The 24,623-nt window shown below is 44.4% G+C and carries 21 protein-coding genes; 20 read left to right on the top strand and 1 reads right to left on the bottom strand.

Annotation, left to right across the window (positions count from 1 at the left end; translation table 11 throughout):
* The first annotated feature begins 249 nt into the window (after nt 1-249).
* From A3735_RS25750 to secF, 11 genes are all read left to right on the top strand, one after another.
* Nucleotides 250-1,647 carry an FAD-binding oxidoreductase gene (locus tag A3735_RS25750; RefSeq protein WP_068510644.1) on the top strand — a complete coding sequence of 466 codons (1,398 nt, stop codon included), beginning with the start codon at nt 250-252 and terminating at the stop codon, nt 1,645-1,647.
* A 20-nt stretch (nt 1,648-1,667) separates the two neighbouring features.
* Nucleotides 1,668-5,645: an FG-GAP-like repeat-containing protein gene (locus A3735_RS25745; RefSeq protein ID WP_068634070.1), complete on the top strand. Its 3,978-nt coding sequence runs from the start codon at nt 1,668-1,670 to the stop codon at nt 5,643-5,645.
* Nucleotides 5,646-5,841: 196 nt separating this feature from the next.
* The gene (locus A3735_RS25740) at nt 5,842-6,852 is read left to right on the top strand and encodes a putative solute-binding protein (protein WP_068510642.1); all 1,011 of its coding nucleotides are present in this window, start codon (nt 5,842-5,844) and stop codon (nt 6,850-6,852) included.
* Nucleotides 6,853-6,901: 49 nt separating this feature from the next.
* Complete coding sequence (locus A3735_RS25735) at nt 6,902-7,558, top strand: fumarylacetoacetate hydrolase family protein (protein WP_068553251.1); 657 nt, start codon at nt 6,902-6,904, stop codon at nt 7,556-7,558.
* A gap of 90 nt (nt 7,559-7,648) precedes the next feature.
* Nucleotides 7,649-8,617, top strand: a complete 969-nt coding sequence (gene prmB, locus A3735_RS25730; protein WP_068510637.1) for a 50S ribosomal protein L3 N(5)-glutamine methyltransferase — start codon at nt 7,649-7,651, stop codon at nt 8,615-8,617.
* A 58-nt stretch (nt 8,618-8,675) separates the two neighbouring features.
* On the top strand, nt 8,676-9,761 hold the full coding sequence (aroC, locus tag A3735_RS25725; protein WP_068634069.1) for a chorismate synthase: 1,086 nt from the start codon (nt 8,676-8,678) through the stop codon (nt 9,759-9,761).
* Nucleotides 9,762-9,767: 6 nt separating this feature from the next.
* Nucleotides 9,768-10,820, top strand: a complete 1,053-nt coding sequence (queA, locus tag A3735_RS25720; protein ID WP_068553245.1) for a tRNA preQ1(34) S-adenosylmethionine ribosyltransferase-isomerase QueA — start codon at nt 9,768-9,770, stop codon at nt 10,818-10,820.
* Between the two features lie 25 nt (nt 10,821-10,845).
* Complete coding sequence (gene tgt / locus A3735_RS25715) at nt 10,846-11,976, top strand: tRNA guanosine(34) transglycosylase Tgt (RefSeq protein WP_068510630.1); 1,131 nt, start codon at nt 10,846-10,848, stop codon at nt 11,974-11,976.
* Between the two features lie 163 nt (nt 11,977-12,139).
* Nucleotides 12,140-12,409, top strand: a complete 270-nt coding sequence (gene yajC, locus A3735_RS25710) for a preprotein translocase subunit YajC (RefSeq protein WP_231872197.1) — start codon at nt 12,140-12,142, stop codon at nt 12,407-12,409.
* Nucleotides 12,410-12,563: 154 nt separating this feature from the next.
* Complete coding sequence (secD, locus tag A3735_RS25705) at nt 12,564-14,420, top strand: protein translocase subunit SecD (protein ID WP_068553243.1); 1,857 nt, start codon at nt 12,564-12,566, stop codon at nt 14,418-14,420.
* A 10-nt stretch (nt 14,421-14,430) separates the two neighbouring features.
* The gene (gene secF / locus A3735_RS25700; RefSeq protein WP_068510624.1) at nt 14,431-15,351 is read left to right on the top strand and encodes a protein translocase subunit SecF; all 921 of its coding nucleotides are present in this window, start codon (nt 14,431-14,433) and stop codon (nt 15,349-15,351) included.
* Between the two features lie 87 nt (nt 15,352-15,438).
* Here secF and A3735_RS25695 read toward each other — a convergent pair whose 3' ends face one another.
* Nucleotides 15,439-16,233: an inositol monophosphatase family protein gene (locus A3735_RS25695; RefSeq protein ID WP_068510623.1), complete on the bottom strand. Its 795-nt coding sequence runs from the start codon at nt 16,231-16,233 to the stop codon at nt 15,439-15,441.
* A 301-nt stretch (nt 16,234-16,534) separates the two neighbouring features.
* Between A3735_RS25695 and A3735_RS25690 the strand changes: the two genes are divergently transcribed.
* The 9 genes from A3735_RS25690 (at nt 16,535) to A3735_RS25650 (ending at nt 24,603) form a co-directional block, all read left to right on the top strand.
* On the top strand, nt 16,535-17,182 hold the full coding sequence (locus tag A3735_RS25690; protein ID WP_068510621.1) for a TetR/AcrR family transcriptional regulator: 648 nt from the start codon (nt 16,535-16,537) through the stop codon (nt 17,180-17,182).
* Nucleotides 17,169-18,074 carry an RNA methyltransferase gene (locus A3735_RS25685; RefSeq protein WP_231872195.1) on the top strand — a complete coding sequence of 302 codons (906 nt, stop codon included), beginning with the start codon at nt 17,169-17,171 and terminating at the stop codon, nt 18,072-18,074. Before A3735_RS25690 ends, A3735_RS25685 begins: the two co-directional genes overlap by 14 nt.
* A 35-nt stretch (nt 18,075-18,109) precedes the next feature.
* Nucleotides 18,110-18,883: a serine O-acetyltransferase gene (gene cysE, locus A3735_RS25680; protein WP_068510617.1), complete on the top strand. Its 774-nt coding sequence runs from the start codon at nt 18,110-18,112 to the stop codon at nt 18,881-18,883.
* A gap of 147 nt (nt 18,884-19,030) precedes the next feature.
* Nucleotides 19,031-19,534: a Fe-S cluster assembly transcription factor gene (locus A3735_RS25675; protein ID WP_068510615.1), complete on the top strand. Its 504-nt coding sequence runs from the start codon at nt 19,031-19,033 to the stop codon at nt 19,532-19,534.
* A gap of 128 nt (nt 19,535-19,662) precedes the next feature.
* Nucleotides 19,663-20,811, top strand: coding sequence for an aminotransferase class V-fold PLP-dependent enzyme (locus A3735_RS25670; RefSeq protein ID WP_068634068.1), 1,149 nt, complete (start codon nt 19,663-19,665; stop codon nt 20,809-20,811).
* Between the two features lie 150 nt (nt 20,812-20,961).
* Nucleotides 20,962-21,390: a nucleoside-diphosphate kinase gene (gene ndk / locus A3735_RS25665; protein WP_068638899.1), complete on the top strand. Its 429-nt coding sequence runs from the start codon at nt 20,962-20,964 to the stop codon at nt 21,388-21,390.
* Nucleotides 21,391-21,575: 185 nt separating this feature from the next.
* The gene (rlmN, locus tag A3735_RS25660) at nt 21,576-22,712 is read left to right on the top strand and encodes a 23S rRNA (adenine(2503)-C(2))-methyltransferase RlmN (protein ID WP_068510609.1); all 1,137 of its coding nucleotides are present in this window, start codon (nt 21,576-21,578) and stop codon (nt 22,710-22,712) included.
* 89 nt (nt 22,713-22,801) lie between these two features.
* Nucleotides 22,802-23,629, top strand: coding sequence for a type IV pilus biogenesis/stability protein PilW (pilW, locus tag A3735_RS25655; protein ID WP_068554620.1), 828 nt, complete (start codon nt 22,802-22,804; stop codon nt 23,627-23,629).
* Nucleotides 23,626-24,603: a RodZ domain-containing protein gene (locus A3735_RS25650; RefSeq protein WP_068634067.1), complete on the top strand. Its 978-nt coding sequence runs from the start codon at nt 23,626-23,628 to the stop codon at nt 24,601-24,603. Before pilW ends, A3735_RS25650 begins: the two co-directional genes overlap by 4 nt.
* Nucleotides 24,604-24,623: the final 20 nt, after the last annotated feature.

Here is a 24,623-nt window from a genome sequence, read left to right as displayed (position 1 = left end):
ATCAAAATACACTGTTAACAACAGATTATTTCAAGAATTTGTGTCTGGAAAAGCCGCGTATGATAACATATTCCGCTTTTTAGTCGTTCAAAATATTAAAACTCTTTTTAATTCTAGCTATATCAATTGTTTAGTTGCAATAGCTAGAATTAAATTTAACATTAAGCGCTGTTATTTCTTGCCTTTTAGCTAACTAGCCTTGGAAGTAAGAGTACAGTTATTAACAGATTTAGGTGGATTGATAAGCTTATGGCTTCGGAAACTCAGATAATTGATGCGTTAAAAGCAGTGGTAGAAGACGGGAAAGTTCGTACTGATGCGGAGACTCTAGAGTCTCATGGTAAGGATTGGACGAAAATATATGCGCCTAAGCCTCTAGCGATTGTATTCCCCAAAACAACTGAAGAAGTTCAGGCAATTGTTAAGCTAGCGAATGAGCACGAGTTTGCACTAGTACCTTCTGGCGGACGAACCGGTTTAAGTGCGGGGGCTGTGGCAAGCAATGGTGAAGTGGTCGTTTCTTTCGATTACATGAATCAGATCGTTGATTTCAGCGCCAGTGATCAGGCTGTACGTTGTCAGGCTGGTGTTGTTACACAGCAGTTGCAAAACTTCGCCGAAGAGAACGGTTTGTACTATCCGGTTGACTTTGCATCGGCCGGTTCTAGTCAGCTAGGAGGTAACCTATCGACTAATGCGGGCGGTATTAAAGTTATCAAATACGGCATGAGCCGTGATTGGGTCTTGGGTTTAACCGTGGTAACAGGTGCTGGCGAAATTCTTGAACTAAACCGAGACTTGTTGAAAAACAATACCGGATATGATTTGCGTCACTTGTTTATTGGTGCTGAAGGAACACTTGGTTTTATCACTGAAGCAACAATGAAACTAACGCGTCAACCGAACAATCTGACTGCTTTGGTTCTGGGTCTATCAGATATTGGTAACACCATGGATGTCTTGAAAGCATTCCAAGCAAAGCTGGACTTGACTGCCTATGAGTTTTTCTCGCACGAAGCGATGGGGCATGTCTTAGCGCACAACGATGTGCCTGCACCCTTTGAAACTGAAGCGCCTTTCTATGCATTGTTGGAGTTCGAATCGACGTCTGACCAGGTAATGGATGACGCAATGGCTTTATTTGAAACCTGTGTTGAAGAAGGGTGGGTTTTGGATGGTGTGATCAGCCAGAGTGAAACCCAGCTCAATAACTTATGGCGTTTGCGTGAAGGTATCTCAGAGTCGATTTCTGTGCGTACTCCGTACAAAAACGATATTTCGGTCGTGGTCTCTAAAGTTCCTGAGTTTCTAAATGAGATCAATTCAGTGGTGACTGAGCATTACCCGGATTTTGAAATTATCTGGTTTGGTCATATCGGTGATGGCAATCTGCATTTGAATATTCTTAAGCCTGAAGATTTAAGCAATGAAGAGTTCTTCTCGAAGTGCATTCAGGTAAATAAGTGGGTTTTTGATATTGTCGCAAAATACAATGGTAGTATCTCGGCAGAGCACGGCGTCGGAATGGTCAAGAAAGATTACCTGGGTTATTCGCGTTCGCCTGTTGAGATCGAAATGATGAAAGGCGTTAAGCGTGTCTTTGATCCAAAAGGCTTGATGAATCCTGGAAAGATTTTCGATCTGTAGCCTCTTTAATTAGATGGTGAATGTACGGTAATGAGAACAATATGCGGGTAGTCGATAAAAGGGGATTTCTTTGCTCTCTCATTCTGCTCGCCTTTATCTCATTGTTGTTCTTGTCCCAGTCGCGGCTTCCAGCGCTGGATGAAAAAGCTCAGATGGGCCAGCGCAACCATCTTAGTTCTCTCGCCTTTGATGTCATTTACCCGCTTAGTGCTGAGCAAGGGCATGCAGAGCGTATTCTCTATAGCTCGCTTAACTGGGCATATACCAACTGGCAAGGAATGACCTTTGGTTTTCTATTTGCTGCAGCTGTACTGACTTTAATATCTTTCCTTTCAATAAACTTGCCTAAAGTCGCAGATGGGCGAAATCCTTATAAACAAGCGTTTATTGGTGCCTTGCTCGGAACTCCTTTGGGTGTTTGCGCCAACTGTTCTACGCCCATTGCTTTTGGTTTATACCGGGGAGGCCTTCCTACTCCCACCGCTTTATCGATGCTGAGTAGTTCGCCAAGCTTTAATTTTATCGTGGTTGCGATGTCACTAAGCTTGCTGCCCATAGAGCTAGTTGCCATTAAGTACATCTTGATCGTATTTTTTGTCTTACTGGTAATTCCCTTTTTAAGTGCTCGTTTTCATGGCGAGGGTGGTAAGTTTAAAGGTAGTGGTATTGATCTCCCGCTAAATGCCTGTGCAATTACGCAACAAACTAGGGGGCTTCAGTTTGTCTTTGAATTTACCAAAGCATATTTGGGGCATTTAGGGTTTATCTTAAAAGGGGCGCTGCCTCTTATGCTTTTAGCTGGGGGGCTTGCTGCGCTTGTAGCAGAATTTGTTTCACTAGATAACTTAAATGGGTCGTGGACCTTAATAATACTAATTGTGGTGGCCTTGTGCGCTGCTTTTTTTCCGGTTCCTATTGCCTTCGATGTTGTTATCTCAGTTGGCTTGTTGGCAGCGGGGGTTGATATTGCCTATGTTGGCGCAGCCTTTTTTGCTTTAGGCGTTTTTAGTATTTATCCCGCGACGATGGTTGCACGAGATATCTCTCTGAAATTGAGCCTTGCCTTATTATTGAGTGTGTCTGTTTTAGCGTTACTGGCTGGTCTGACCGTCAGCGCATATACCGAGCAATCACAGGGCGCTAAGTTGCTATCGGTAACAGAAAAACTATCTCAGCTAGCGATGACTAATGATGCGGCTGAAAAGGAAGCAATAGAGCTTCACGGTTTACCGGAATATTCGGCACGCCCCCTGATGCGAAAAGCTGCCCGTGCCTGCCATGTTCTTGGTGAGTCTCGTCAGTATGACTGCTTTGAACGCTTCGTTGTTGAGCTATTATCGAAGCAATTTAGTGCGAGTGCCTGTGATTATCTGGAGGATGCAGCGAGCTATCGCCAGCGCTGTATGGAGGCATTTGATTATCTTAAAGTCAGGAAAGGCGCCTTAACAAACGAAAGTGTGGATCAGTGTAATAGTTTACCTACGCAATATAGGCAGCGCTGTCGTTATGACTATTTTTTCGAGAAGACACTTGAGCAACAAAGCTTATCGCCATGCTTGTCTTTAAATTCTCAAGAAGGTCAGCGCCAGTGTTTAGTTGAGAGCTTAGCGCTAAATACAGAACTTTATCCGGGCTATGCGCTATGCGCTTCACTTGAAGGTTCTGGAGCCGTAGAAGATTTGACGGCATTTTGCCTCAATGAACATAAGCTTATACGTCAGAATATATTGCTAGTACAGCAAGGAGACTTGAATGCTTGTTCAGGTTTGGAAAGCTCAGTCGCTGTGCAGCGATGTCAGGCGCTGCTAATCAATCACAAGCTAGAGCAGGGTGCAGATAAGTCATTCTGCACGCAGTTGAATGAGCCTGTTATTAAAGCGGCATGCGACGACTTTTCACGTTACTTTCAGGGCATCAATGTCGGTGATTCAGAAGCGTGCTCACTGATTAGTAATACAGCTCTTAAAGCACGATGTAACGAAGAGGCGATTCAAGCTTATTTAGCAGAGCTATTGTCAGATCTGAGCTATCAGTATTTAAATGAACAGCATGATCAGCTTGCGGGAGCGTTGCATAGTGAAGGTGAAGAGGTAGAGGCCTTACTAGCGAAAACCAAAGGGCTAGATTTAGTCGATACGCACCATCTTAAGTCGGAGCTTGGTCGGGACTTTGTGCTTAAGTCTTACGCTTTAAAAGGCCAAAATAGCGATGATTCTGTTGTTGGCTTTGAGCAGACTAAAGCCGCTTCTATTGGTCTGGAAAGTGCGCCTGCGATGAAAGCTGTCGAATTATTTGAGCCCTTCAGCTATGGCCGGGGTATTGCAACGGGGGATACGAACCAGGATCTATGGCCAGACCTGGCAATTGCTTATTCCGACCGCATACGACTTTATCAGAATATGGGGGGGCGCTTTGCTAAGCGAAAAACGCTAGAGTTTGGAAGTGAACTAAGCCCAGTATTGGTCAGTTTTGTTGATTTGGATGCAGATAGCTATCCTGACTTGTTTGTGTCGTTTTATGGTGCTGGTAATAGAATCTATTGGAACCAGGGCGGTAGCTTTGATCAAGGTCGCTATCAGGAGCTGATGCTTGAAAACAGTCAACTAGTGATGTCAGCGGCATTTCAGGATGTTGATCAGGATGGTGATATTGATATGGCTTTGGGTAGCTGGTTTGCTGGCGACTTAAGACATTTTAATCCGCACCGTTCCCAAAATTATTATATTGAGAATGCTGCCATCAAGAAGCATTCATCCAATAATACTCGCCGAGATTTTAAGCCACATGCATTACCTGGAGCGCAAGGGGAGACCTTGTCAGTACTTTTCTCGGATATTGATCGAGATGGTAAGCCGGAGTTGCTCGTGGGAAATGATATGGATGCCCCCGATATTATATATCGCTGGAAATCGGGGCGTTTCCAAGTAGCTAAAGCCGATAGTAACCTGCCAGCTTACAGTGCATTTAACACGATGAGTATCGCCAGTGGCGACCTCAATCGAGACCAGCTAATTGATTACTTTAGTGTTGATATGTCTTTTGGCCAAGAGGGTGGTTTGGACTATTGTCAGCAGGCTGGCATTGCAGACTTACAGGCGTGTAGAGCTTTGCTTTCACTTGATCAGGCTGTCAAATCTGGGCAAGTTGGTACCTGTCAATATTTGGCTGAGAGCAAGAGAAAACAAGACTGTCTTCAGGCGCAGCTTATTCAACTGGCCAGGCAATCAAGGCAAGACGATATTTGTAGTCTCATGACTCAGGAAAACAAAGTGGCTGAGTCTTTATGCCGAGCTGCCAGTAAAGTAATTCCCCCAAAGCAAGCTATCAACTATTCACTATACCCTAAGGGTGTTCAGCGCAATGTCTTGTCTATGTCCTCGATGGGCGGCTGGCAAGAACTTGCTGAAGACTGGGCTGTATCAGAAAGTTATTGGAGTTGGCACAGCAAGATAGCAGACTTGAATAATGATGGCTGGAACGATATTTATGTTGGCAACGGTTATATGTTTGGTGGAGCAGGGCGGCGTACCCAGACCAATGTTTTGTATATGAATAAGCATGGCGAAGGAATGTACCGAGCAGAAGCGGAAATGGGCTTGGAAGATTATCTAAATACCCCGAGCTTTGTGACGGTTGATTTTGACCGGGATGGTGATCTCGATATCATCTCCCAACGAGTTGCTGCCGACCATGGCGTCTTCATCAATCAGACTCGAGAGCCGGGTATATTGATCGATCTAAGACTTAATGGGCAAACGGTATTGGGCTCCAGCGTGCAATTGCTCGGTCATTCTCTTGAAGATGAAAGCGCGGCGCAGTTATCTCAGCAAGTTCTTGGAGGTGGTTTTCTTAGTTTTGATGAGCCTCTTGCTCATTTTGGTATGGCAGAAAAACAAAGCTATCAGCAGCTTCAGATAAAGTGGCTCAGTGGTAGCAGAGAAAAACTAGATTTCCTCTTTCTCCCTGCGCGTTATTACCTAATCGAGTTTGATAAGTAGCGATTCTAGAACAGTCTATTCCGGTTGAGTGCATGACTAATTGTTCCAAATTAGGTGAAAATCACAGTGTCTGAAATTGAAATGTGAATAATATTCAGATACTGTCTCGTTCTCGGTTTTTTGCTGTTCCATTTTGTCGTTCAAATTTCTGGATGGGTAAAGACCTTGTTCTATTGAAAATAATAAAGGAAGTACCATGAGTTCACGAATAACCCGACTATTCTTCTTTACGCTGATACTTGTCGCAAGCGCTCTGCCAGCGAATGCCAGTAATTTAACGCCGGTTAAATTTTGTGTCTGGGACCCTGTTGGTGCTAATGGGCCGTTTATTTCTTTTTTGAAGGAAACAAAGCTCAAGGCAATAAGTTGGGGGATTGATTTGCAAATGGAAGCCTATACGGATGAGAAAGTTGCTTCGAATGACTTCCGTTCAGGCGAATGCAGTGCCGTTTTATTAACCAATATTCTAGCAAAAGACTTCGTGCCTTTTACCGGGGCTTTTGGTGCTCCAGGCGCTATTCGTACTTTAAAAGAATTGAAAACATTGTCGAAATCCTTATCGAGTAAGAAAGCAGAGAAGTTGATTTCCAATGGCAAGTACCAGATGGCTGGGTTGTTTCCAATTGGCGAGATTTATACCTTTGTTCGAGATAAGAGTAATGTGGATATATCAGCAATTAGCGGCAAAAAAGTGTCTATTTTGAATGCTGATGTAGCCAGTGAGCGATTTGCCCAAGTGGTTGGTGCATCGCCGGTACACACTTCGTTGGCTACTTGGGGTGGGCAATTCAATAATGGCAACGTTGACGTAATGTTTGCGCCCGCGTTGGCTTACAACACGTTTGAGTTATACAAAGGTTTGGGCGAAACTGGCGGAATTGTTGACTTCAATATTCTTTATGCTGTGATGGAAATGGTCGTCAATACTGAAACAGCCCCAGCAAATTTTGCTCACAATATGCGCCAGCATGCGCTATCTCGATTTAATGAACTCGAGAATACAGTTAAGCAGGCACACAGTGAAATTCCACAGAAGTACTGGGTGAGTCTCGATGATGTAAGAAAGTCAGAGTATGAAAACCTTTCTAAGAAGATTCGTTTAGCCTTAAGAGATGAAAAAGCCTACGACGCAAAAGCTATCTCAATATTGTGGAAGATCCGTTGTAAATTTAATCCATCTGCGACAGAATGCGCGACTCCGGAGTAGTTGCGCAGAACACTGCTCCTAGAGACCTTGTAGCTTAGTAGGAGTAGTGATGCCTTATACAGCAAAATTTGTTGATGGAAGTTTATTCGAATCACCTATCACAAAAGTCGTTTGTGTCGGGCGTAATTACGCAGAACATGCCAAAGAGCTTAATAACCCCATACCTTCTGAGCCGATTCTGTTTATTAAACCAGGGTCGGCTGTCGTCTCTTTAAGTGAACCTTTCACTATTCCAGACACAGATTGCCACTATGAGGCAGAGATTGCCGTATTGATCGGAGAGACGCTATCTAATGCAAATGCCGAACAAGCGGAGCAAGGAATTGAAGGCTTAGGTTTGGCGCTTGATCTAACGCGGCGTGAGCTGCAGTCAAAGTTGAAAGAAAAATCCCACCCTTGGGAAGTCGCCAAAAGCTTTGATGGTGCTTGCCCGCTCAGTGAATTTGTTCCGTTAGGGAACTGTACAGCCTTAAACCAGCTTGAGTTTACCTTGAGTATCAATGGAGAGTTGCGACAGCATGGTAAGAGTAGCGATATGTTGAACCCGATCGCGCCACTTATTGCGCATATGAGTACCTTTTTCACGCTCAACCCAGGTGACGTTGTTCTTACCGGAACGCCGAAGGGGGTGGGGCAGCTACACAAAGGGGATCAGTTGTCGCTAAAGTTTGGCAAGAATTTAGCTTTTGATACTAAGGCAATCTAAATTTAGCTGCTGACTTCGGTGTCTCCCATTCCCCCAGCTGCCGATTCTCTATATAATTGCGGGCTTTTTCGATATTAGGAATTAGCCCGCGTGCCTCAGACTCAAACCCGTTCTTCTGAACTTGCTAGCAGTGCATCAAGTAGTGAGTCAAATTTGCAGACGATAGCTGATTTTATTCGTTACACTTTTTCGAGTTTGAATCGTGAACAGGTTTATTGTGGCCATGGTACTGACAACAACTGGGATGAGGCAGTCAGCCTGGTTCTTCAGTTATTAGATCTGCCTTGGGATTTTTCGACTGAACTATGGTCTTGTCGTCTGGCAGACGAAGAGAAGGCGCTTATCTTAGATGCGATTAAGCGCAGAACAAAAGGCCGAGAGCCACTGGCTTATATCACCAAACAAGCTTGGTTTTGTGGTTTGCGCTTCAATGTCGATGAGCGAGTGCTCATACCTCGCTCTCCGATTGCCGAACTCATCGGGCATCATATGGAACCTTGGCTATTAAATGAGCCTGAGCGAGTGCTTGATTTATGTACCGGAAGTGGTTGCATCGGCATCGCTGCCGCTTTGGAGTTTGAAGAGGCGCAGGTGGATTTGTTTGATATATCAGTCGATGCCCTGGCCGTGGCAAAGTCGAATATTGAATTGTATGAATTAAATGACCGGGTTCAGGCGTTTTCCTCTGATCTTTTCAGTGCTTTGAGCGATCCTTCGCAGTTCTCGGATGGTGAACATGTTCGTTACGATTTAATTTTGTCGAATCCGCCTTATGTTGATCAAAATGATTTTGACAGCATGCCCGAAGAGTATAGTGCTGAGCCTGTGTTAGGCTTGGTTGCAGGGCCTGACGGGCTGGATATTGTCAGACGAATTCTATCGGAAGGTGCGAAGCACTTAAGCGATGATGGCTTAATGATTGTTGAGGTTGGAAATAGTTGGGAAGCGCTAGAAGAGGCTTATCCTGATTTTCCCTTTACTTGGGTTGAGTTCGAACAGGGTGGGCACGGCGTGTTTGTGATTCGCGCACAAGAATTAAGAAACTACCCTTGGGTATAGAATTGAATATTATTGTTGAACGCTCAAAAGCGTTTAACTAGAGAAAGAGGCAGATAGTATGTCGGGTAATACGTTTGGAAAGCTTTTTACAGTCACTTCTTTTGGTGAGAGCCATGGAAAAGCGATAGGCTGTATTGTTGATGGTTGCCCTCCGGGGATAGAGCTTAGTGAAGAAGATTTACAGGTCGACCTGGATCGTCGGAAGCCGGGCACATCGCGCTACACTACGCAGCGTAAAGAGGCTGATGAAGTTGAGATCCTCTCTGGTATCTTTGAGGGGAAAACAACGGGTACGCCCATAGGTTTGTTGATTAAGAATACGGATCAGCGCTCAAAAGATTACTCGAATATCGCAACGACCTTTAGACCAGCGCATGCTGATTATGCTTACAACCAGAAATATGGCTTCAGGGATTACCGCGGGGGCGGTCGTTCTTCTGCTCGAGAAACAGCAATGCGTGTTGCAGCGGGTGCTATCGCCAAGAAATACTTGAAGCAATCGTTTGGTATTGAAATCAACGGTTACCTGTCTCAGCTGGGTCCAATTAAAGTTGAAAAAGTGGATATGTCTATCGTCAATGACAATCCATTTTTCTGCCCTGATGCCGGTAAAGTCGGTGAGATGGAAGATTATATGAAAGCGCTGAATAAAGAGGGTAACTCTATTGGCGCGAAAATTTCTGTTGTTGCACGCAATGTACCACCTGGTTTGGGTGAGCCAATCTTTGACCGGCTAGATGCCGAGCTGGCGCATGCCTTTATGAGTATCAATGCCGTAAAAGGTGTGGAAATTGGTGCAGGTTTTGATTGTATTGAGCAAAAGGGCACAGAGCATAGAGACGAGATGACGCCGGAAGGGTTTCTTTCGAATCACGCGGGCGGTGTCTTAGGCGGTATTTCAACAGGGCAGGATATTGTTGCGCATATGGCTTTGAAGCCGACCTCAAGCATTCATTTGCCGGGTAAAAGTATCGATACAGCAGGCAATCAGATTGAAGTATCAACCAAAGGCCGTCACGACCCATGCGTGGGTATTCGTGCTACGCCCATTGCTGAAGCGATGATGGCAATGGTTTTGTTGGATCACCTAATGCGCCATCGTGCTCAAAATGCTGACGTTGTCTGTGAAACACCGAGAATCTAAGACGGTATGAAAGTTTCTGATTTTGATTTTGACTTGCCGCCCGAGCTAATTGCTAACTACCCGACAGAAGAGCGAAGCCAAAGCCGTTTGTTGGTGGTCGAAGGTAGTGAGGGGAAACTAGCTCATCGATCCTTTGCTGATGTTTATGAGCTGGTTAATGAAAACGACTTACTGGTATTCAATGATACCAAGGTTGTTCCAGCGCGTTTGTTTGCGAAGAAAGAAAGTGGCGGCAAACTGGAAATTCTTTTTGAGCGAATGATTGATAGTCATACGTTTTTAGCGCATGTCAGGTCTAGCCGTTCCCCTAAAGAAGGTAGCAAGATTCTTGTTGATACCGACGATGGTAGCACGCAAGTAATCGAAATGAAGGGGCGACAGAATGCACTGTTTATTCTTGAGACCGAGTCTTTAGAGGTTTTTGATCTGCTTGAAAAGTACGGCCACATTCCTTTACCTCCGTATATTGAGCGTGGTGATGAGGATATGGATCAGGATCGTTATCAAACTGTCTATGCCGATAAGCCAGGCGCGGCAGCAGCGCCTACGGCAGGCTTGCACTTTGATGATGAGCTTATTGAAAGGCTTAAAGCAAAAGGCGTTGATACAGCTTTTGTTACCTTGCATGTTGGTGCTGGAACCTTCCAGCCAGTAAAGGTTGACGATATTAAAGACCACGAAATGCATTCGGAATGGATTGAAGTGACTCAAGACGTGGTTGATAAAGTGACTGCGACTCGTCGAAAAGGTGGTCGTGTTATTTGCGTCGGCACAACTAGTGTTCGTAGTCTTGAATCTGCCAGCCAGTCAGGCGAGCTTAAGGCTTTTACCGGTGATACTGAGATATTTATTTTCCCAGGTTATGAGTTTAAAAGTGTCGATGCACTGATTACTAACTTTCATTTGCCGAAATCGACCCTATTAATGTTGGTATCTGCATTTTCAGGCCAGGCAAATATCTTAAATGCTTATGAGCAGGCTGTTGCAAATAAGTATCGCTTTTTCAGTTATGGTGATGCGATGTTTCTAAATCCCTCTAGCGGGAATATTTCGGAGTAATACATTGAGTGAATCGAATTGTTGTATGTCCTTTAAGGTCAGCCAGACAGATGGCTTGGCTCGACGTGGAGAAATTGACTTTCCACGTGGGAAAATACAGACCCCTGCGTTTATGCCGGTTGGCACTTACGGTACGGTAAAAGGCATGCTACCTAAGGATATCGAAGAGATTGGCGCGGATATTATTCTCGGAAATACTTTTCATCTAATGCTAAGACCGGGCACCGACATTGTTGAGAAACATGGTACTTTGCATGACTTTATCCAATGGGATAAACCAATTCTGACTGATTCTGGAGGTTTTCAGGTTTTTAGCCTCGGAGATATGCGTAAGATCAGCGAGAAGGGTGTAACATTCAAGTCCCCTATCAATGGTTCTAAAGTAGAGCTGACGCCTGAAATCTCAATGGAAGTTCAGCGTAAGCTTGGTTCAGATATCGTTATGATTTTTGACGAATGTACGCCTTACCCTGCAACGGAAGAAGAAGCACGTAGTTCAATGGAGCTATCGATGCGCTGGGCTGAACGTAGTAAACAGGCTCACGGTGATAACCCTTCAGCTTTATTTGGCATTGTGCAGGGCGGAATGTATGAGCACTTGCGTGATGAAAGCCTGGAAGGCTTAGCCAATATTGGCTTCGATGGTTATGCCATTGGTGGCTTATCTGTTGGTGAACCGAAAGAAGAAATGATGAAGGTGCTTGATCATATCGGCTATAAAATGCCTGAAGATAAGCCTCGTTATTTAATGGGAGTAGGGAAGCCTGAAGACTTGGTTGAGTCTGTTCGTCGCGGTATCGATATGTTTGACTGCGTAATGCCGACAAGAAATGCTCGCAACGGCCATTTGTTTACTTCAACGGGTGTTATCAAGATAAGAAATTCAGCTCATAAAGAAGACCCATCTCCGCTCGATGAACAATGTGACTGCTATACCTGTAAGAACTTTAGTCGTAGCTATCTTCATCATTTAGATAAGTGTAAAGAGATGCTAGGCGCGCAACTCAACACAATTCATAACCTAAGATATTATCAGAACTTAATGAGTGGATTGCGTCAGGCCATCGAACAAGGTAAATTGTCGGCCTTTGTTGATACCTTCTATGCCCAAAGAGGCGAAACAACACCAGAATTAACAGCTGGCGCAGCAGAATAAAGTGTTGCTCAGTTAAAAAATTTTACTGCTAACTATTAGAACTAAACAAGGGGAACCCTTAATGAAATTAATCGCTAAAATTGGTCTGTTTCTGACTTTCTGCATGTACTCTGCGCTTAGCCTGGCTGAAGGCGCGCCTGTTTCACCTCAAGGCCCAAGTGCAATGATGCAGTTGGTATTCTTTGGTGGCTTTATCCTGATTTTTTACTTCTTGATGTGGAGGCCACAGTCAAAGCGTGCCAAAGAGCATAGAAATCTGGTTTCTGAATTAAGCAAAGGTGACGAGATTGTGACGAATGGCGGTATCGCTGGTAAGGTCACAAAAGTTTCAGAAGAGTTTGTTAAGGTTGAAGTTTCTGAGGGTGTTGAAATGAACATTCAGAAAGTAGCAGTTGCCTCAGCATTACCAAAAGGCACCTTAAAAGGTATCTAAATCAGTGTTAGTCGCTCACAAAGGGTGAGCGACTAGGCTAATCGAGATGTTTTTACGTTTGTTTAGGCTTTGTTCGCGTAACAGGGTCTGCGTCGTGATATAACACCTGCACACTCAATTACTTTGAATAATACCGAAAGGATCTGGAGCTAAGATGCTCAATACATACCCCGCGTGGAAATATATTCTCATACTGATCACCCTGGCATTGGGTGCAGTGTACTCATTACCTAATCTCTATCCTGATGACTTTGCTGTGCAGGTGACCGGAACGCAAAGCTCGCTAAAAGCAGACGATGCTCTACAGAAGCGGGTCGTTAGCGTATTAGAGAAAAATAATGTTGTTGTTAAGCATGCGGAGTTAAATGGTAATAACCTTTTGGTTCGTTTCTATGACAACGAAGCTCAATTATCTGCAAAAGAAGTCCTAAGCGATGTTTTGGGTAGTGATTATATTGCGGCGCTAAATATGGCACCAAGCACACCTGATTGGCTTAAGTCTATGGGTGCTGGACCTATGAAACTTGGTCTAGATTTGCGAGGTGGTGTTCACTTCTTACTCGAAGTTGATATGGATAAAGCTTTGAGTCAAAAGCTTCAAGTCTCAATGAGTGATATTAAAACAGCGATGCGTAGTGAAAAAATTCGCTATCGTTCGGTATTGGTTGAAGGCACTGATGGCCTCAAGGTTAAGTTCAAGTCTGAAAAGGAATTGGACAAAGCGGTTTCGCTTGCCGCATCAGAATATCGTCAGTTTACACGTACAACAATCGAAGAAGATGAAAGCTTCTTCTTATTGCTAAAACTATCTGAAGCGCGAATTAAAGAGATTGAAGATTATGCTGTTCAACAAAACCTGATTACGCTTAGAAATCGTGTTAACGAACTGGGTGTTGCTGAGCCTTTGGTTCAGCGTCAGGGGCGTAACCGTATCGTGGTTGAGCTCCCTGGTGTTCAGGATACGGCGGCAGCAAAACGTATTATTGGTAAAACAGCAAACCTGGAGTTTCGTCTAGAGGCTAAGTCGAGCGCTTCTAGCCGAGAAATGCAGCAGTTTGACTTCAAGAGTGAGAAAGGACGTACCGCTTACCTGGAAAAAGATATTATCGTCACGGGAAGCAATGTATCGAATGCTCGTGCGAGTTTTGATGAAAACGGAGTGGCACAGGTTAATATCGACCTTGACGGTAAGGGCGGTAAGTTGATGCTTGAAGTGACCAAGCGAAACTTAAAGCGCCGCATGGGTGTTTTATTTATCGAGCAGAAGTCTGAGCTAATTAAGAAAATAGTCGACGGTGAAGAAGTAACAGAGCGTCGTAACCGTGAGATTCGCCAGATTATTAACTTGGCAACGATACAGGGGGCGTTTGGTAACAGCTTCCGTATTACCGGTCTGGACTCAGCCACCGAAGCTGCTGAACTGGCATTGCTTCTTAGAGCGGGTTCGCTTGCAGCGCCAATTTACTTTGTTGAAGAGCGTACAGTTGGGCCTAGCCTGGGGCAGGCAAATATCGACGCGGGTTTGATGTCCGTTCAAATCGGTTTCGCTTTGGTCTTATTGTTTATGCTTGTTTACTACCGGGCATTTGGTGTTGTCGCGAATATTGCTCTAGCAATAAACGTCATTCTATTGTGTGCATTAATGTCGATGATCTCTGCCACACTTACCCTGCCAGGCATCGCTGGTATTGTACTGACTGTCGGTATGGCGGTTGATGCAAACGTGTTGATCTTTGCTCGTATCCGCGAGGAGCTGGCAAACGGTCTTTCTCCTCAGCAAGCTATTCATGCCGGCTATAGTCGAGCATTTGTAGCGATTTTCGATGCAAATATAACCACGTTGATTGCTGCGGTTATCTTGTTTGCGGTAGGAACTGGCCCGGTTAAAGGTTTTGCGGTGACATTGTCACTCGGTATTATGACTTCGCTCTTCACTTCTGTCGTACTGACGCGAGCGATTGTTAACTTGGCCTATGGCGGCCGTCAGCTGAAGAAAATTTCGATAGGGTAAGGTGCTCAGGATGAACAATACAATAGATTTTATGGGCAAACGTAAGATTGCCGCGGCATTCTCGATCATCTTATTGCTTGCCTCAATTACTTCGCTTGGTGTGAAAGGTCTGGCTTTGGGTTTGGATTTTACAGGGGGGACGCTGGTAGAGGTTGAATACCAAGAAGCGCCGAACCTTGAAGAAGTGCGTGAGCAGTTGCTTGCAGCGGGTTATGAGAAATTAGTTGTACAAAACTTTGGTGCAGCAACATCTGTGTTGGTTCGCTTGTCTGAGTCGTTTAACGATAAGGTTGGTGCGCAAGTCGCGAGCACCTTGTCTGCGAATGGTGTGCAGCTAGAGCTGACCAGAGCTGAATTTGTTGGCGCACAGGTTGGTGAAGAGTTAAGAGAGCAGGGCGGCATTGGCTTGCTGTTGGCCTTGGGTTTGGTCATGTTCTATGTTGCTGTCAGGTTTCAGTTCAAGTTCTCGGTAGGTGCTGTATCGGCTTTGATACATGATGTCATTATCGTTATTGGTGCTTTTTCCATTCTGGGTTGGGATTTCGACTTAACCGTATTGGCTGCTCTACTAGCGGTAATTGGTTATTCCTTGAATGACACGATTGTTGTATCCGACCGTATTAGGGAAAACTTCAGAAAGTTAAGAAAGTCAGAGCCTGATGAAGTCATTAACATTTCGTTGACACAAACTTTATCTCGAACCTTGGTTACATCGGCGACGACTTTGTTAGTGCTGTTTGCCTTGTACTTTCTTGGTGGTGAAATGATTAACGGCTTTGCTAAGGCGCTTTTGATTGGTGTGTTAGTGGGTACGTATTCATCTATTTATGTTGCTAGTAATGTCTTGTTGTCGATGGGTGTGAGCAAAGAAGATTTGATTGCTCCAGTTGTCGAGGACGAGGAAGGAAACGCTATTGATGACCAACCTTAAAGTCAGGTAGTCAAATACTAGCCATAAAAAAGGGAGCAGAAGCTCCCTTTTTTATGGCTAGTATTTAGCGCTCTCAAACGCGCTACCTTAGAGGCGTGTTTGAAAAGTATTAAAGCGCTGGACCAATGCTTTAAAGAGCTTTGGATTGGCAACGATGATTTTGTCTTCTTTATCGCTAAATACACCGCCGTTTAGTGTACCTGTCAGTGCGCCAGACTCCTGGCATAGCAGCAGAGCTGCTTCAAGCTCTTTAGCGTTTACCTTGGTTAGTATTGCTGCATCAATTTGGCCAGCGGCAACCATGGCGACATCAAGAGCATCGCAATTGCTAACCTGCATTTGACCGACATTGCTTCCCACTTCACTAATAAAGTCAGCAATGACGTGAGATTCGGCAGGTGAGTCGAATTGATTTATGGTATTGATTGCAACCGTCGCTTCAGCTAGCGATTTAGGAGAGGTACAACGAATTCTTCTGCCATTAAGTGCTGCTCCGCTTCCACGGCTTGCTGTGTATTCATCACCATTTGTCGGGTTAACAAGTAAGGCGTTTTGAGATTTTCCTGAAGACTTATGAACAAGTGAAAAAGCCGTTGCTGGGATTTTTCGTAGCAGGTTGTAGGGCGCGTGAAAGCCGTTAACTTGCCAGCTATCTTCTTTTACGTCGCTAGGTGTTTCATCGGGTGCGATAATGAAGTGGGTTGGGTTGGCTTTCTTTAGGCTATCAAAGAAGGTTTGAAATAAAGTAGATTCAAGATGGCTGACCAGCTTTTCATTAGCATTAGGGTCAGATTGGTTTGGATCATTTTTATCGATACTTTGATTAATATATTCGCATGCTTGACGAGAAGCGCGCAAAGCAATATTTAAAATAGGCTTCATAGTTACCACTTACATATAAAAAGTGAATGACAAAAGAACGAATTGATAAAGAGCGTATGGTGCAGTCCAGCGTACTGGAGACCAAGTGGGGCGGATCATAGCAAAAAAATGTGACAGAGGCACGCGAATATAGAAATCTCCAAGGTGCTATTCAGAGGGTCCCGGTGAGCAAATCTTGATTAGGTACTCCCATCTAGATTAAAACGGCGTTAAACTAGCGCTCTAGTTGGTGAATTTTCAGAGTGTGTACATCTAGCAGCCTGGTCACCTTATAATTTATTCGCAATTATATGGAACAACTTTGCAAGATAAAACAAATGACAGTCGTCGCAGGCCGACTCAGGCAAGAAGTAAAAAGCGTGTCGACGCAATTCTGAATGCAGCAAAATCCTTAATTTCTGAAAAGGGCAGCGCCCAACTTAAAATTCACGAAATTTCGGAGCGTGCTGGTGTTACCCCAGCTTCTATATATCAGTACTTTCCTAGTAAAAATGCGATTACCTTAGCGCTAGCTCAGGATACCTTTGATCAATCATTTAGCTCTTTGTCTGAAGCCTTGCCGGTGACGCGCTCAAAAGAAGAGGCATGCTTTGTGTTGCAAGAGGTTATTGAGAGCTACTATCAAGAATACCTTTCTGAGCCTGCCATGATGGATATCTGGGTAAGTGTTTCGGCAGACAAATCCTTACAGGATTTGGATATCGAAGATAGTCGCCGCGTAACGAAGCTAATTGTTGATTGTATTAAGCAATACTACGATGAACAGTATTGGGAAAAGTTACAACAGGTTGGTTTCCTACTTTCGCATATGGCAGGCTCTGCTGTTCGCATGGCTTTGTCGGTGCCTGCAAAAGAGGGGAGAGCGTTGATAGATTCCTTTAAGAGTCTGGTAAATCCAGCTTCTTTAGATAGTATGATATTTTTGGATATTGCCAGTGACTCAAAATAATATAGCGCTTAGTCGTGAAGAAAAACTGAGTGACCTGGTGACAGTTGTATTGGTTAGAACTAGTCATCCGGGAAATGTCGGTGCAGTTGCTCGTGCAATGAAAAATATGGGCTTAAGTCGCCTGGTCTTGGTCTCGCCATCAGAAGCCTATGAAAAAGATGAGCATGGTGAAATTGTTTATTTGTCTCCCTTAAATACTCACGATGCGATTAGGCGAGCTTCAGGGGCTGAAGATATTCTGGCAAAAGCAATGGTCTGCACTTCGCTTGATGAGGCTTTGGCTGGTAGTCAGATAGTGATTGGTGCTAGTGCCCGCAGTCGTAAAATGACTTGGCCGCTTATGAACCCTAGAGACTGTGCTTCCTTAGTGCTTGACAAGGTTTTAGCAGATGAAAACATCGACTCTAATGAGTGTGGCAGTTCGGTGTCGCTTATATTCGGTAATGAGGCGAGTGGCTTGAGTAATGAGGAACTGCACCGCTGTCATTATCATGTAAATATTCCAGCAGTAGAGAGTTTTTCCTCACTAAATTTAGCCATGGCGGTTCAGTTACTTAGCTATGAGCTGCGAATGGCTTTGCTATATCGACCAGATTGTTTGACCGAAAGCGTTGATAAATCTGTAACTGCCCCCAAACACCATTCATTGGCCAGTGTTTCCTCTCAAGATGAATCTTGGGATGAGCCGCTAGCAACTGTGTCCGAAGTTGAAGGGTATTTTAGTCATCTAGAAAAAACGCTAATAGAAGTAGGCTTTCATGACCCGGATAATCCTCGTCAGTTGATGACAAGGTTGCGGCGCTTATATCAGCGAGTTCACCTAGATAAGATGGAAGTTAATATATTACGCGGCATATTGACGGCAACGCTCAAGTTTGGTCGAAAAAAATAGAAGCTCCATATTTTCGGGGCTAGATAGGAAATTTTATGTTTGAAGGCTTGAAAGACGATATTCAGAGTGTATTTGATCGTGATCCTGCAGCAAGAAACACCTTTGAGGTGTTAACGAATTATCCTGGTTTACATGCCTTGCTGCTACATCGACTAGCCCATAAGCTCTGGCTCAGAAATTTTCGTTGGCTTGGGCGCTCCCTTTCAACTTTTAGTCGCTGGCTCACGGGAATAGAAATCCACCCGGGGGCACAAATAGGTAAGCGCTTTTTTATCGATCATGGCATGGGTGTAGTGATTGGCGAAACCGCAGTAATTGGAGATGATGTTACCCTTTACCAGGGGGTTACCTTGGGGGGCACAAGTTGGAACAAAGGTAAGCGTCACCCAACGCTTCAGGATGGTGTGGTGGTTGGCGCGGGTGCCAAGGTACTTGGGCCCTTTGATGTAGGGCAAAATGCTAAGATTGGTTCAAATGCAGTTGTTACTAAAGAAGTCCCGGCTGAAGCAACCGTAGTTGGAATCCCGGGACGAATTATTCTCAAATCAGTTCCTGAAACGGCTACCCCGGATGACAGTAAGCGTAAGAAAATGGAAGAGAACTTTGGCTTTGATGCTTATGGCTTAAGTGATGAGATGCCCGACCCGGTTGCGCGTTCGATTAGAAGTATGCTGGATCATATGCATATGGTTGATGAACGGATGAATGAAATGTGCAAATCCTTACGTAAGCTTGATGACGGTTATAACAAAGAGGCTGTACCTTCTATTGATGAAGATGACATGTGCTGTTTTAAAGATATTAAGTAATAGTTCGATTTGGTGAAGGGCTAATGTCTCAATTATTGGGGAGAGGCTTGAGAATACTTGATTAAATTACTCAGGTAATAGATAATTTTTCAGCAATGCATCGCTCCGATGCTGACTATAAACACTTCAAGAGACATGAATTAAGCAATGCGCCTAACCACAAAAGGTAGATATGCAGTCACTGCAATGCTTGATCTTGCGCTGCATGCTTGTCATAACCCGGTTGCCTTAGCAGATATCTCGCTTAGGCAGGGTATCTCTCTTTCTTATTTGGAACAGCTGTTTTCGAAACTTAGACAACGTAAGCTGGTTAGAAGTATACGTGGTCCGGGAGGCGGTTATCAGCTAAATGTTGAGGCTGCTGATATTTCAGTTGCCGCCGTTATTGATGCTGTTGATGAGTCAATTGATACAACTCGTTGCGGCGCCAAAAGCCGTGAGGGTGTGGAGGAAAAAGCTGAGAAAGGCGGTTGTCAGGACGGCGAGCAGTGCCTCACTCATCATTTATGGATGGATCTTAGCCAGCAAATACATAGTTTTCTAAATTCTATAAGTCTTCAAGACCTTATGAACAAACGAGAGGTTCAGGTTACTGCTATTCGTCAGAATGAAGCGGCAGAACTTATTAACTCAAGTTTATTAGATATATAGCATTCTGCGGGCTCTTTTCTATTGCAGTAGTTGTGCTTGTCGGTCAATTTACGTTCATGGTAATCAGAACTTCCTCTCTATATAATACGCGCAAAATTTAGTCTGTATTATTTTGTGAACCCTAATCTATGAATAAGCCTATTTACCTCGATTATGCGGCGACTACTCCTGTTGATTTGCGTGTAGCTGAAAAAATGTCCAAGTTTCTGACGATGGACGGTGTCTTTGCCAATCCAGCCTCCCGTTCTCATATATATGGTTGGCAAGCAGAAGCCGCTGTCGAGCATGGGCGAAAGCAAGTTGCCAGCTTATTATGCGCGGATACGCGAGAGATTGTCTGGACCTCTGGTGCGACAGAAGCGAATAACTTAGCAATTAAAGGTGCGGTGTTGGCGCGTAAGTCGCAGGGTAAGCATATTGTTACATCGATGACTGAGCACAAGGCAGTTATTGATAGCGTCAAGTTCTTAGAGTCGCAGGGTTATTCGGTGACTTGGTTGAAGCCTCGCGTCAGTGGGGGAATCTCAGTTGATGATGTAGCGCAGGCACTTCGCCCTGATACGGTTTTGGTCTCCTTGATGCATGTGAACAATGAAACTGGTGCGATTAATGATGTCTATGAAATCTCCAGACTTACGGAATCGAAGGGGATTCTTTTTCATATCGATGCTGCGCAGAGTGCAGGAAAACTAAAAGTAGACACGAACGAATTACGTGCCGATATGATTTCAATGTGTGCTCACAAAATCTATGGTCCGAAAGGTATTGGTGCCTTATATGTACGGCGCAAAGCTGATTTCACTCTTCCAGCGCAAATACATGGTGGTGGCCATGAGCGAGGAATGCGTTCTGGTACTTTACCTTCGCACCAGATCGTTGCGATGGGAGAGGCCTTCGAGATTGCAGCGGCATCAATGACGGAAGAACAGGTCAGTATCTCTGATCTTAAATCCCTGTTTATGGAACGTATTTCGGGCTTGGGTTGTGTGCGTGTAAACGGTCAGTTCGAGCATTCGATTTCAGGTATTTTAAATCTGTCATTTGAGGGCTTGGATGGGCAGGTCTTGCTTTCTGCTCTGCCACAGTTAGCGATTTCGTCAGGCTCCGCGTGCACCTCGGCTAGCATGTCTCCATCGCATGTGTTGACAGCTATGGGCTTGTCTGACGAATTGGCATTGAGCGCCTTGCGTTTTTCCTTTGGTCGTTTCACAACTAAAGATGAAGTGCTGAAGGCCGCTGAGATGCTCTGCTCGGCAGTCACGCGAATGAAGGGCTAGAGTTCGCTAGTTTATTGGGCTAAAAGGCTGCTAGAGTTCTTTGTTTTAATATTTTTTAATGGCGTTATTGGTGAGTGTCTTTTTTCTGCTTTGCCCTGTATAATCCCGCCACAATTTTTTAACTTTTAAACTTACTTTGGAGNTAAGCTCATGGCGGTAGAACGCACTCTTTCAATCATCAAACCTGATGCAGTAGCAAAANATGTAATTGGTAAAATCTACAGCCGTTTTGAAAAAGCTGGACTAAAGATTGTTGCTTCAAAAATGATCCACATGGATGATGAAAAAGCTGGCGGTTTCTACGCTGAGCACAAAGAACGTCCTTTCTATGGTGACTTGGTTTCATTCATGACGTCTGGACCGGTTGTTGTTCAGGTTCTAGAAGGTGAAAACGCAGTTCTTGCTCACCGTGACCTAATGGGTGCAACAAACCCTAAAGAAGCAGCAGAAGGTACAATCCGTGCAGACTTCGCAGAGTCTATCGATGCGAACGCAGTACACGGTTCTGATTCAACTGAATCAGCAGCTCGTGAAGTATCTTACTTCTTCGCAGATGCAGAGATTTGCCCACGCGGCTAAGGCTACATTAGCCTAAAGCAAGCAGGATACCATTCCCTGTAGCGCCTCAAATAGACGCTCAGAGAAAGGATCCTGCTTTTTGTCGTTATTATAGCCGGATTAATAACGAGTAGACTTCGCTCAATAATTTGAATGATTGGGTGAATAAACATGCAGTTCGGCAGTATTTTTACGCGAGAGAATTTATGAGCGCAGATGTAACACCAGAAACCAAAAAAGTTAATTTGTTGGGTCTTCCACGGCAAAAAATGCTGGATTTCCTGGAGGGGATCGGTGAGAAACCGTTTCGTGCCAAACAAATCATGCAATGGATTCATCAATATGGTGTGCATAACTTCGACGAAATGACCAATATCAGCAAAGCGCTGCGTGAAAAACTTTCAAAGATCGCAACGATTGAAGGGCCAGATATTATCTATCAGGATATCTCGTCAGATGGAACTCGTAAGTGGGTGATGCAGATGCCTGGCGGTAGTAGTATCGAGACGGTGCTTATTCCTGAAGGTGACCGTGGAACCTTGTGTATTTCTTCTCAAATCGGTTGCGCTCTGGATTGTAGTTTTTGTTCTACTGGTAAGCAGGGTTTTAATCGTAACTTGTCTACAGAAGAGATTGTTGGCCAGATTTGGAATGCTATTGCCTCCTTTGAAGAACTCGACCGGGTAAAAGATCGTCCCGTAACAAATGTTGTGTTTATGGGTATGGGCGAGCCGCTGTTAAATTTTGACAATGTCATGGATGCTGTAGACATCATGATGGATGATTTCGCTTACAGCATTTCCAAGAAGCGTCTGACAATCAGTACTGCTGGTGTCGTGCCAGCAATGGATCGAATGGGCGAATTTACCGATGCCTCGATTGCAATATCCTTGCATGCACCAAACGATGAGCTTAGAAACGAACTGGTGCCGGTGAACAAGAAGTATCCGATTAAGATGCTGCTTTCATCGCTAAAAAGCTATCTGGATCAGCTTTCGGATAAACGAAAAGCGACCATCGAATATACCCTAATTGCAGGAGTGAATGATCGAAAGATTCATGCAGATCAATTGATCGAGATTTTGCGTGGAATTCCCTGTAAGATCAACCTTATACCTTTTAATCCTTTCCCAGGCTCAGGGTATAAAAAGCCCTCAAACAACGAGGTCCGATGTTTTCAGGATTGGTTGATTGCGGGTGGTTATATCACGACCGTTAGAACAACGCGTGGTGATGATATTGATGCGGCTTGTGGGCAGCTTGTCGGTCAGGTTGAAGATCGAACGAGACGCAGTGCGCGCTACGCGGATGCAGCAAATACAATTGCTGCAAAACAGCTATAAAATATATTGGTTTGGTTAATTTTTATAGAAAAAGAGACCGCAATGAAAGCGGCTCGTATAAAAAATAGAAAAAGGCAGATTAAATTCGCATGCTGTTTTTGAATAAACAATACAGATTCTTATTGAAGGGCTGGCTGATAGTCTTCTGCCTTCTCTTGCAAGCTTGTGTGACGACGACCAATAGTTCGCTAACTGATAAGGCCGATCCGGTTGTCGCAGTAGGGCGTTATGTGACGCTTGGTCTTGAGTACATTAAGCGGGATGACCTGCATCGAGCTCGAAAGCACCTGAACAGAGCGTTGGAGATATCACCACTGGATGCCCCAGCTAACGCAGCTATGGGCTTGGTTTACCACCAGGAAGGGGAGACAGTTGCTGCTGAGAATTACTTTAAACAGAGTTTGGAAACCGACCCAAGCTATACGCGTGGAAGAAGTTATTACGGCGCGTTTTTGTATTCAGTTGACAGAATTGAGGCGGCGCTTGAACAGTTTAAACTAGCATCTGAAGATACGCGTTATGAAGGCCGTTCACAAATATTCTCTAATATCGCTTTATGCCAACTTAAACTAGGTAATAGTGCTGAAGCAATTGAAGCTTATACCAGTACTTTGCGCTTGGATCGTAGTAATGGTCGTGCGCTATCTGGTGTAACGGAGCTGCTGATCCAGTCCAACGATTTTGAAAGAGCTCAGCATTATTATAATCGCCTCGTACGGTTGATTCGTGAGCGCGGTATGCAACACTCAGCTCAGAGTTTATGGCTGGGAATCAGGATTGCCAATTATTATGATAGTTCTCAGCAAGTGATTACTTTGGCAGGCTTACTCGAGCAAATGTATCCCGATACTGAAGAAAACCAGCTTGCCAAGAGTTTACTTGGAAAAAAAATAACGCTAAATGGTGCTAGTCGATGAGTAAGGAAACAGCTGATATTTCGTCAAGCCCAGGCTTAATTCTCCGGACTGCACGAGAAGAGTTAAAATTTTCTATCGACCATGTTGCACATGATCTTCACCTAAGGGCAAGTGTTGTGCAGTCAATGGAGAATGAAGATTATGACGACTTCAGTAGCGATGTTTTCTTAAAAGGTTATTTTCGCTCTTATTGTCGTTTGGTTAACTTGCATGAAGAGCGAATGGTTGAGCTGCTTGAGGTTCAGTTACGTACTCGCAAGAATGAAATCGAGAATGTAGCCTTAAGCGCTAAAAAAGCCGAGAAAGCCAAGTTCCGAAAGAAACTGATCAGTGTAATGTTTGCATTGGCTTTAGTTGCTGGTTTGAGCGTGTATGTTTTAGGGTATTTACTGGTGGAAGATAAGCCTCTACAAGAGGGCAGCCCCTTACCTGAAAGTACGACTTCGGCGCCTAGTGATCAATCACTCAGTACTGAAACTGAAGGCCAACAGCTTATGCTTAATAAGCCAAAATCTGAAGCTCAGGACACGCTCGAAGACTCTCCCAAATCAGCGCTTCCAACTGCTACAAACGCAGCACAGACTCTGGCAAATGAAAAGATTGTGATCAAGGCTGTGCCAGAAGAAACTGAGGGAAATACTTCCACAGCTTCGCTTGAAGACGCGCCAAACATAGTTGAACCCGGTACTGATAGCGATAAGCCTCCAGTTGTTGAGGAGAAACAGTTTTTTAATGCAAGTTTTACTGCCGAGTTTAGTGGCGATTGCTGGTTCAAATTTACCAATGCAGAAGGTAAAACTGTATTTGCTGCTTTAAAACGTGCAGGCAATAAAGTCAATTATACGGGGCCAGCTCCTTTTACAATGGTTCTGGGCGATGCCAAGCAGGTTCAGGTTGAGTTTGAAGGGAAGGCGGTTGATTTAATACCGCATACTGCCAAGAACGGCAGGGCTCAATTGACCTTAAGCCCATAATGCTAATGATTTGTTATGAG

This window comes from Oleiphilus sp. HI0061, from assembly GCF_001635675.1.
The sequence above is the reverse complement of the archived record's forward strand: the minus strand, read 5'-3'. Positions and strand labels throughout refer to the sequence as shown.

What these genes read in the sequence shown, in the direction of transcription:
- rlmN (WP_068510609.1), top strand. Translation starts at nt 21,576, where the DNA reads ATGAGCGCAGATGTAACACCAGAAACCAAAAAAGTTAATTTGTTGGGT.
- pilW (WP_068554620.1), top strand. Translation starts at nt 22,802, where the DNA reads ATGCTGTTTTTGAATAAACAATACAGATTCTTATTGAAGGGCTGGCTG.
- A3735_RS25695 (WP_068510623.1), bottom strand. Translation starts at nt 16,233, where the DNA reads ATGAAGCCTATTTTAAATATTGCTTTGCGCGCTTCTCGTCAAGCATGC.
- cysE (WP_068510617.1), top strand. Translation starts at nt 18,110, where the DNA reads ATGTTTGAAGGCTTGAAAGACGATATTCAGAGTGTATTTGATCGTGAT.
- A3735_RS25650 (WP_068634067.1), top strand. Translation starts at nt 23,626, where the DNA reads ATGAGTAAGGAAACAGCTGATATTTCGTCAAGCCCAGGCTTAATTCTC.
- A3735_RS25740 (WP_068510642.1), top strand. Translation starts at nt 5,842, where the DNA reads ATGAGTTCACGAATAACCCGACTATTCTTCTTTACGCTGATACTTGTC.
- queA (WP_068553245.1), top strand. Translation starts at nt 9,768, where the DNA reads ATGAAAGTTTCTGATTTTGATTTTGACTTGCCGCCCGAGCTAATTGCT.
- A3735_RS25745 (WP_068634070.1), top strand. Translation starts at nt 1,668, where the DNA reads ATGTACGGTAATGAGAACAATATGCGGGTAGTCGATAAAAGGGGATTT.
- secD (WP_068553243.1), top strand. Translation starts at nt 12,564, where the DNA reads ATGCTCAATACATACCCCGCGTGGAAATATATTCTCATACTGATCACC.
- secF (WP_068510624.1), top strand. Translation starts at nt 14,431, where the DNA reads ATGAACAATACAATAGATTTTATGGGCAAACGTAAGATTGCCGCGGCA.
- tgt (WP_068510630.1), top strand. Translation starts at nt 10,846, where the DNA reads ATGTCCTTTAAGGTCAGCCAGACAGATGGCTTGGCTCGACGTGGAGAA.
- A3735_RS25750 (WP_068510644.1), top strand. Translation starts at nt 250, where the DNA reads ATGGCTTCGGAAACTCAGATAATTGATGCGTTAAAAGCAGTGGTAGAA.
- A3735_RS25675 (WP_068510615.1), top strand. Translation starts at nt 19,031, where the DNA reads ATGCGCCTAACCACAAAAGGTAGATATGCAGTCACTGCAATGCTTGAT.
- A3735_RS25670 (WP_068634068.1), top strand. Translation starts at nt 19,663, where the DNA reads ATGAATAAGCCTATTTACCTCGATTATGCGGCGACTACTCCTGTTGAT.
- yajC (WP_231872197.1), top strand. Translation starts at nt 12,140, where the DNA reads ATGATGCAGTTGGTATTCTTTGGTGGCTTTATCCTGATTTTTTACTTC.
- aroC (WP_068634069.1), top strand. Translation starts at nt 8,676, where the DNA reads ATGTCGGGTAATACGTTTGGAAAGCTTTTTACAGTCACTTCTTTTGGT.
- A3735_RS25735 (WP_068553251.1), top strand. Translation starts at nt 6,902, where the DNA reads ATGCCTTATACAGCAAAATTTGTTGATGGAAGTTTATTCGAATCACCT.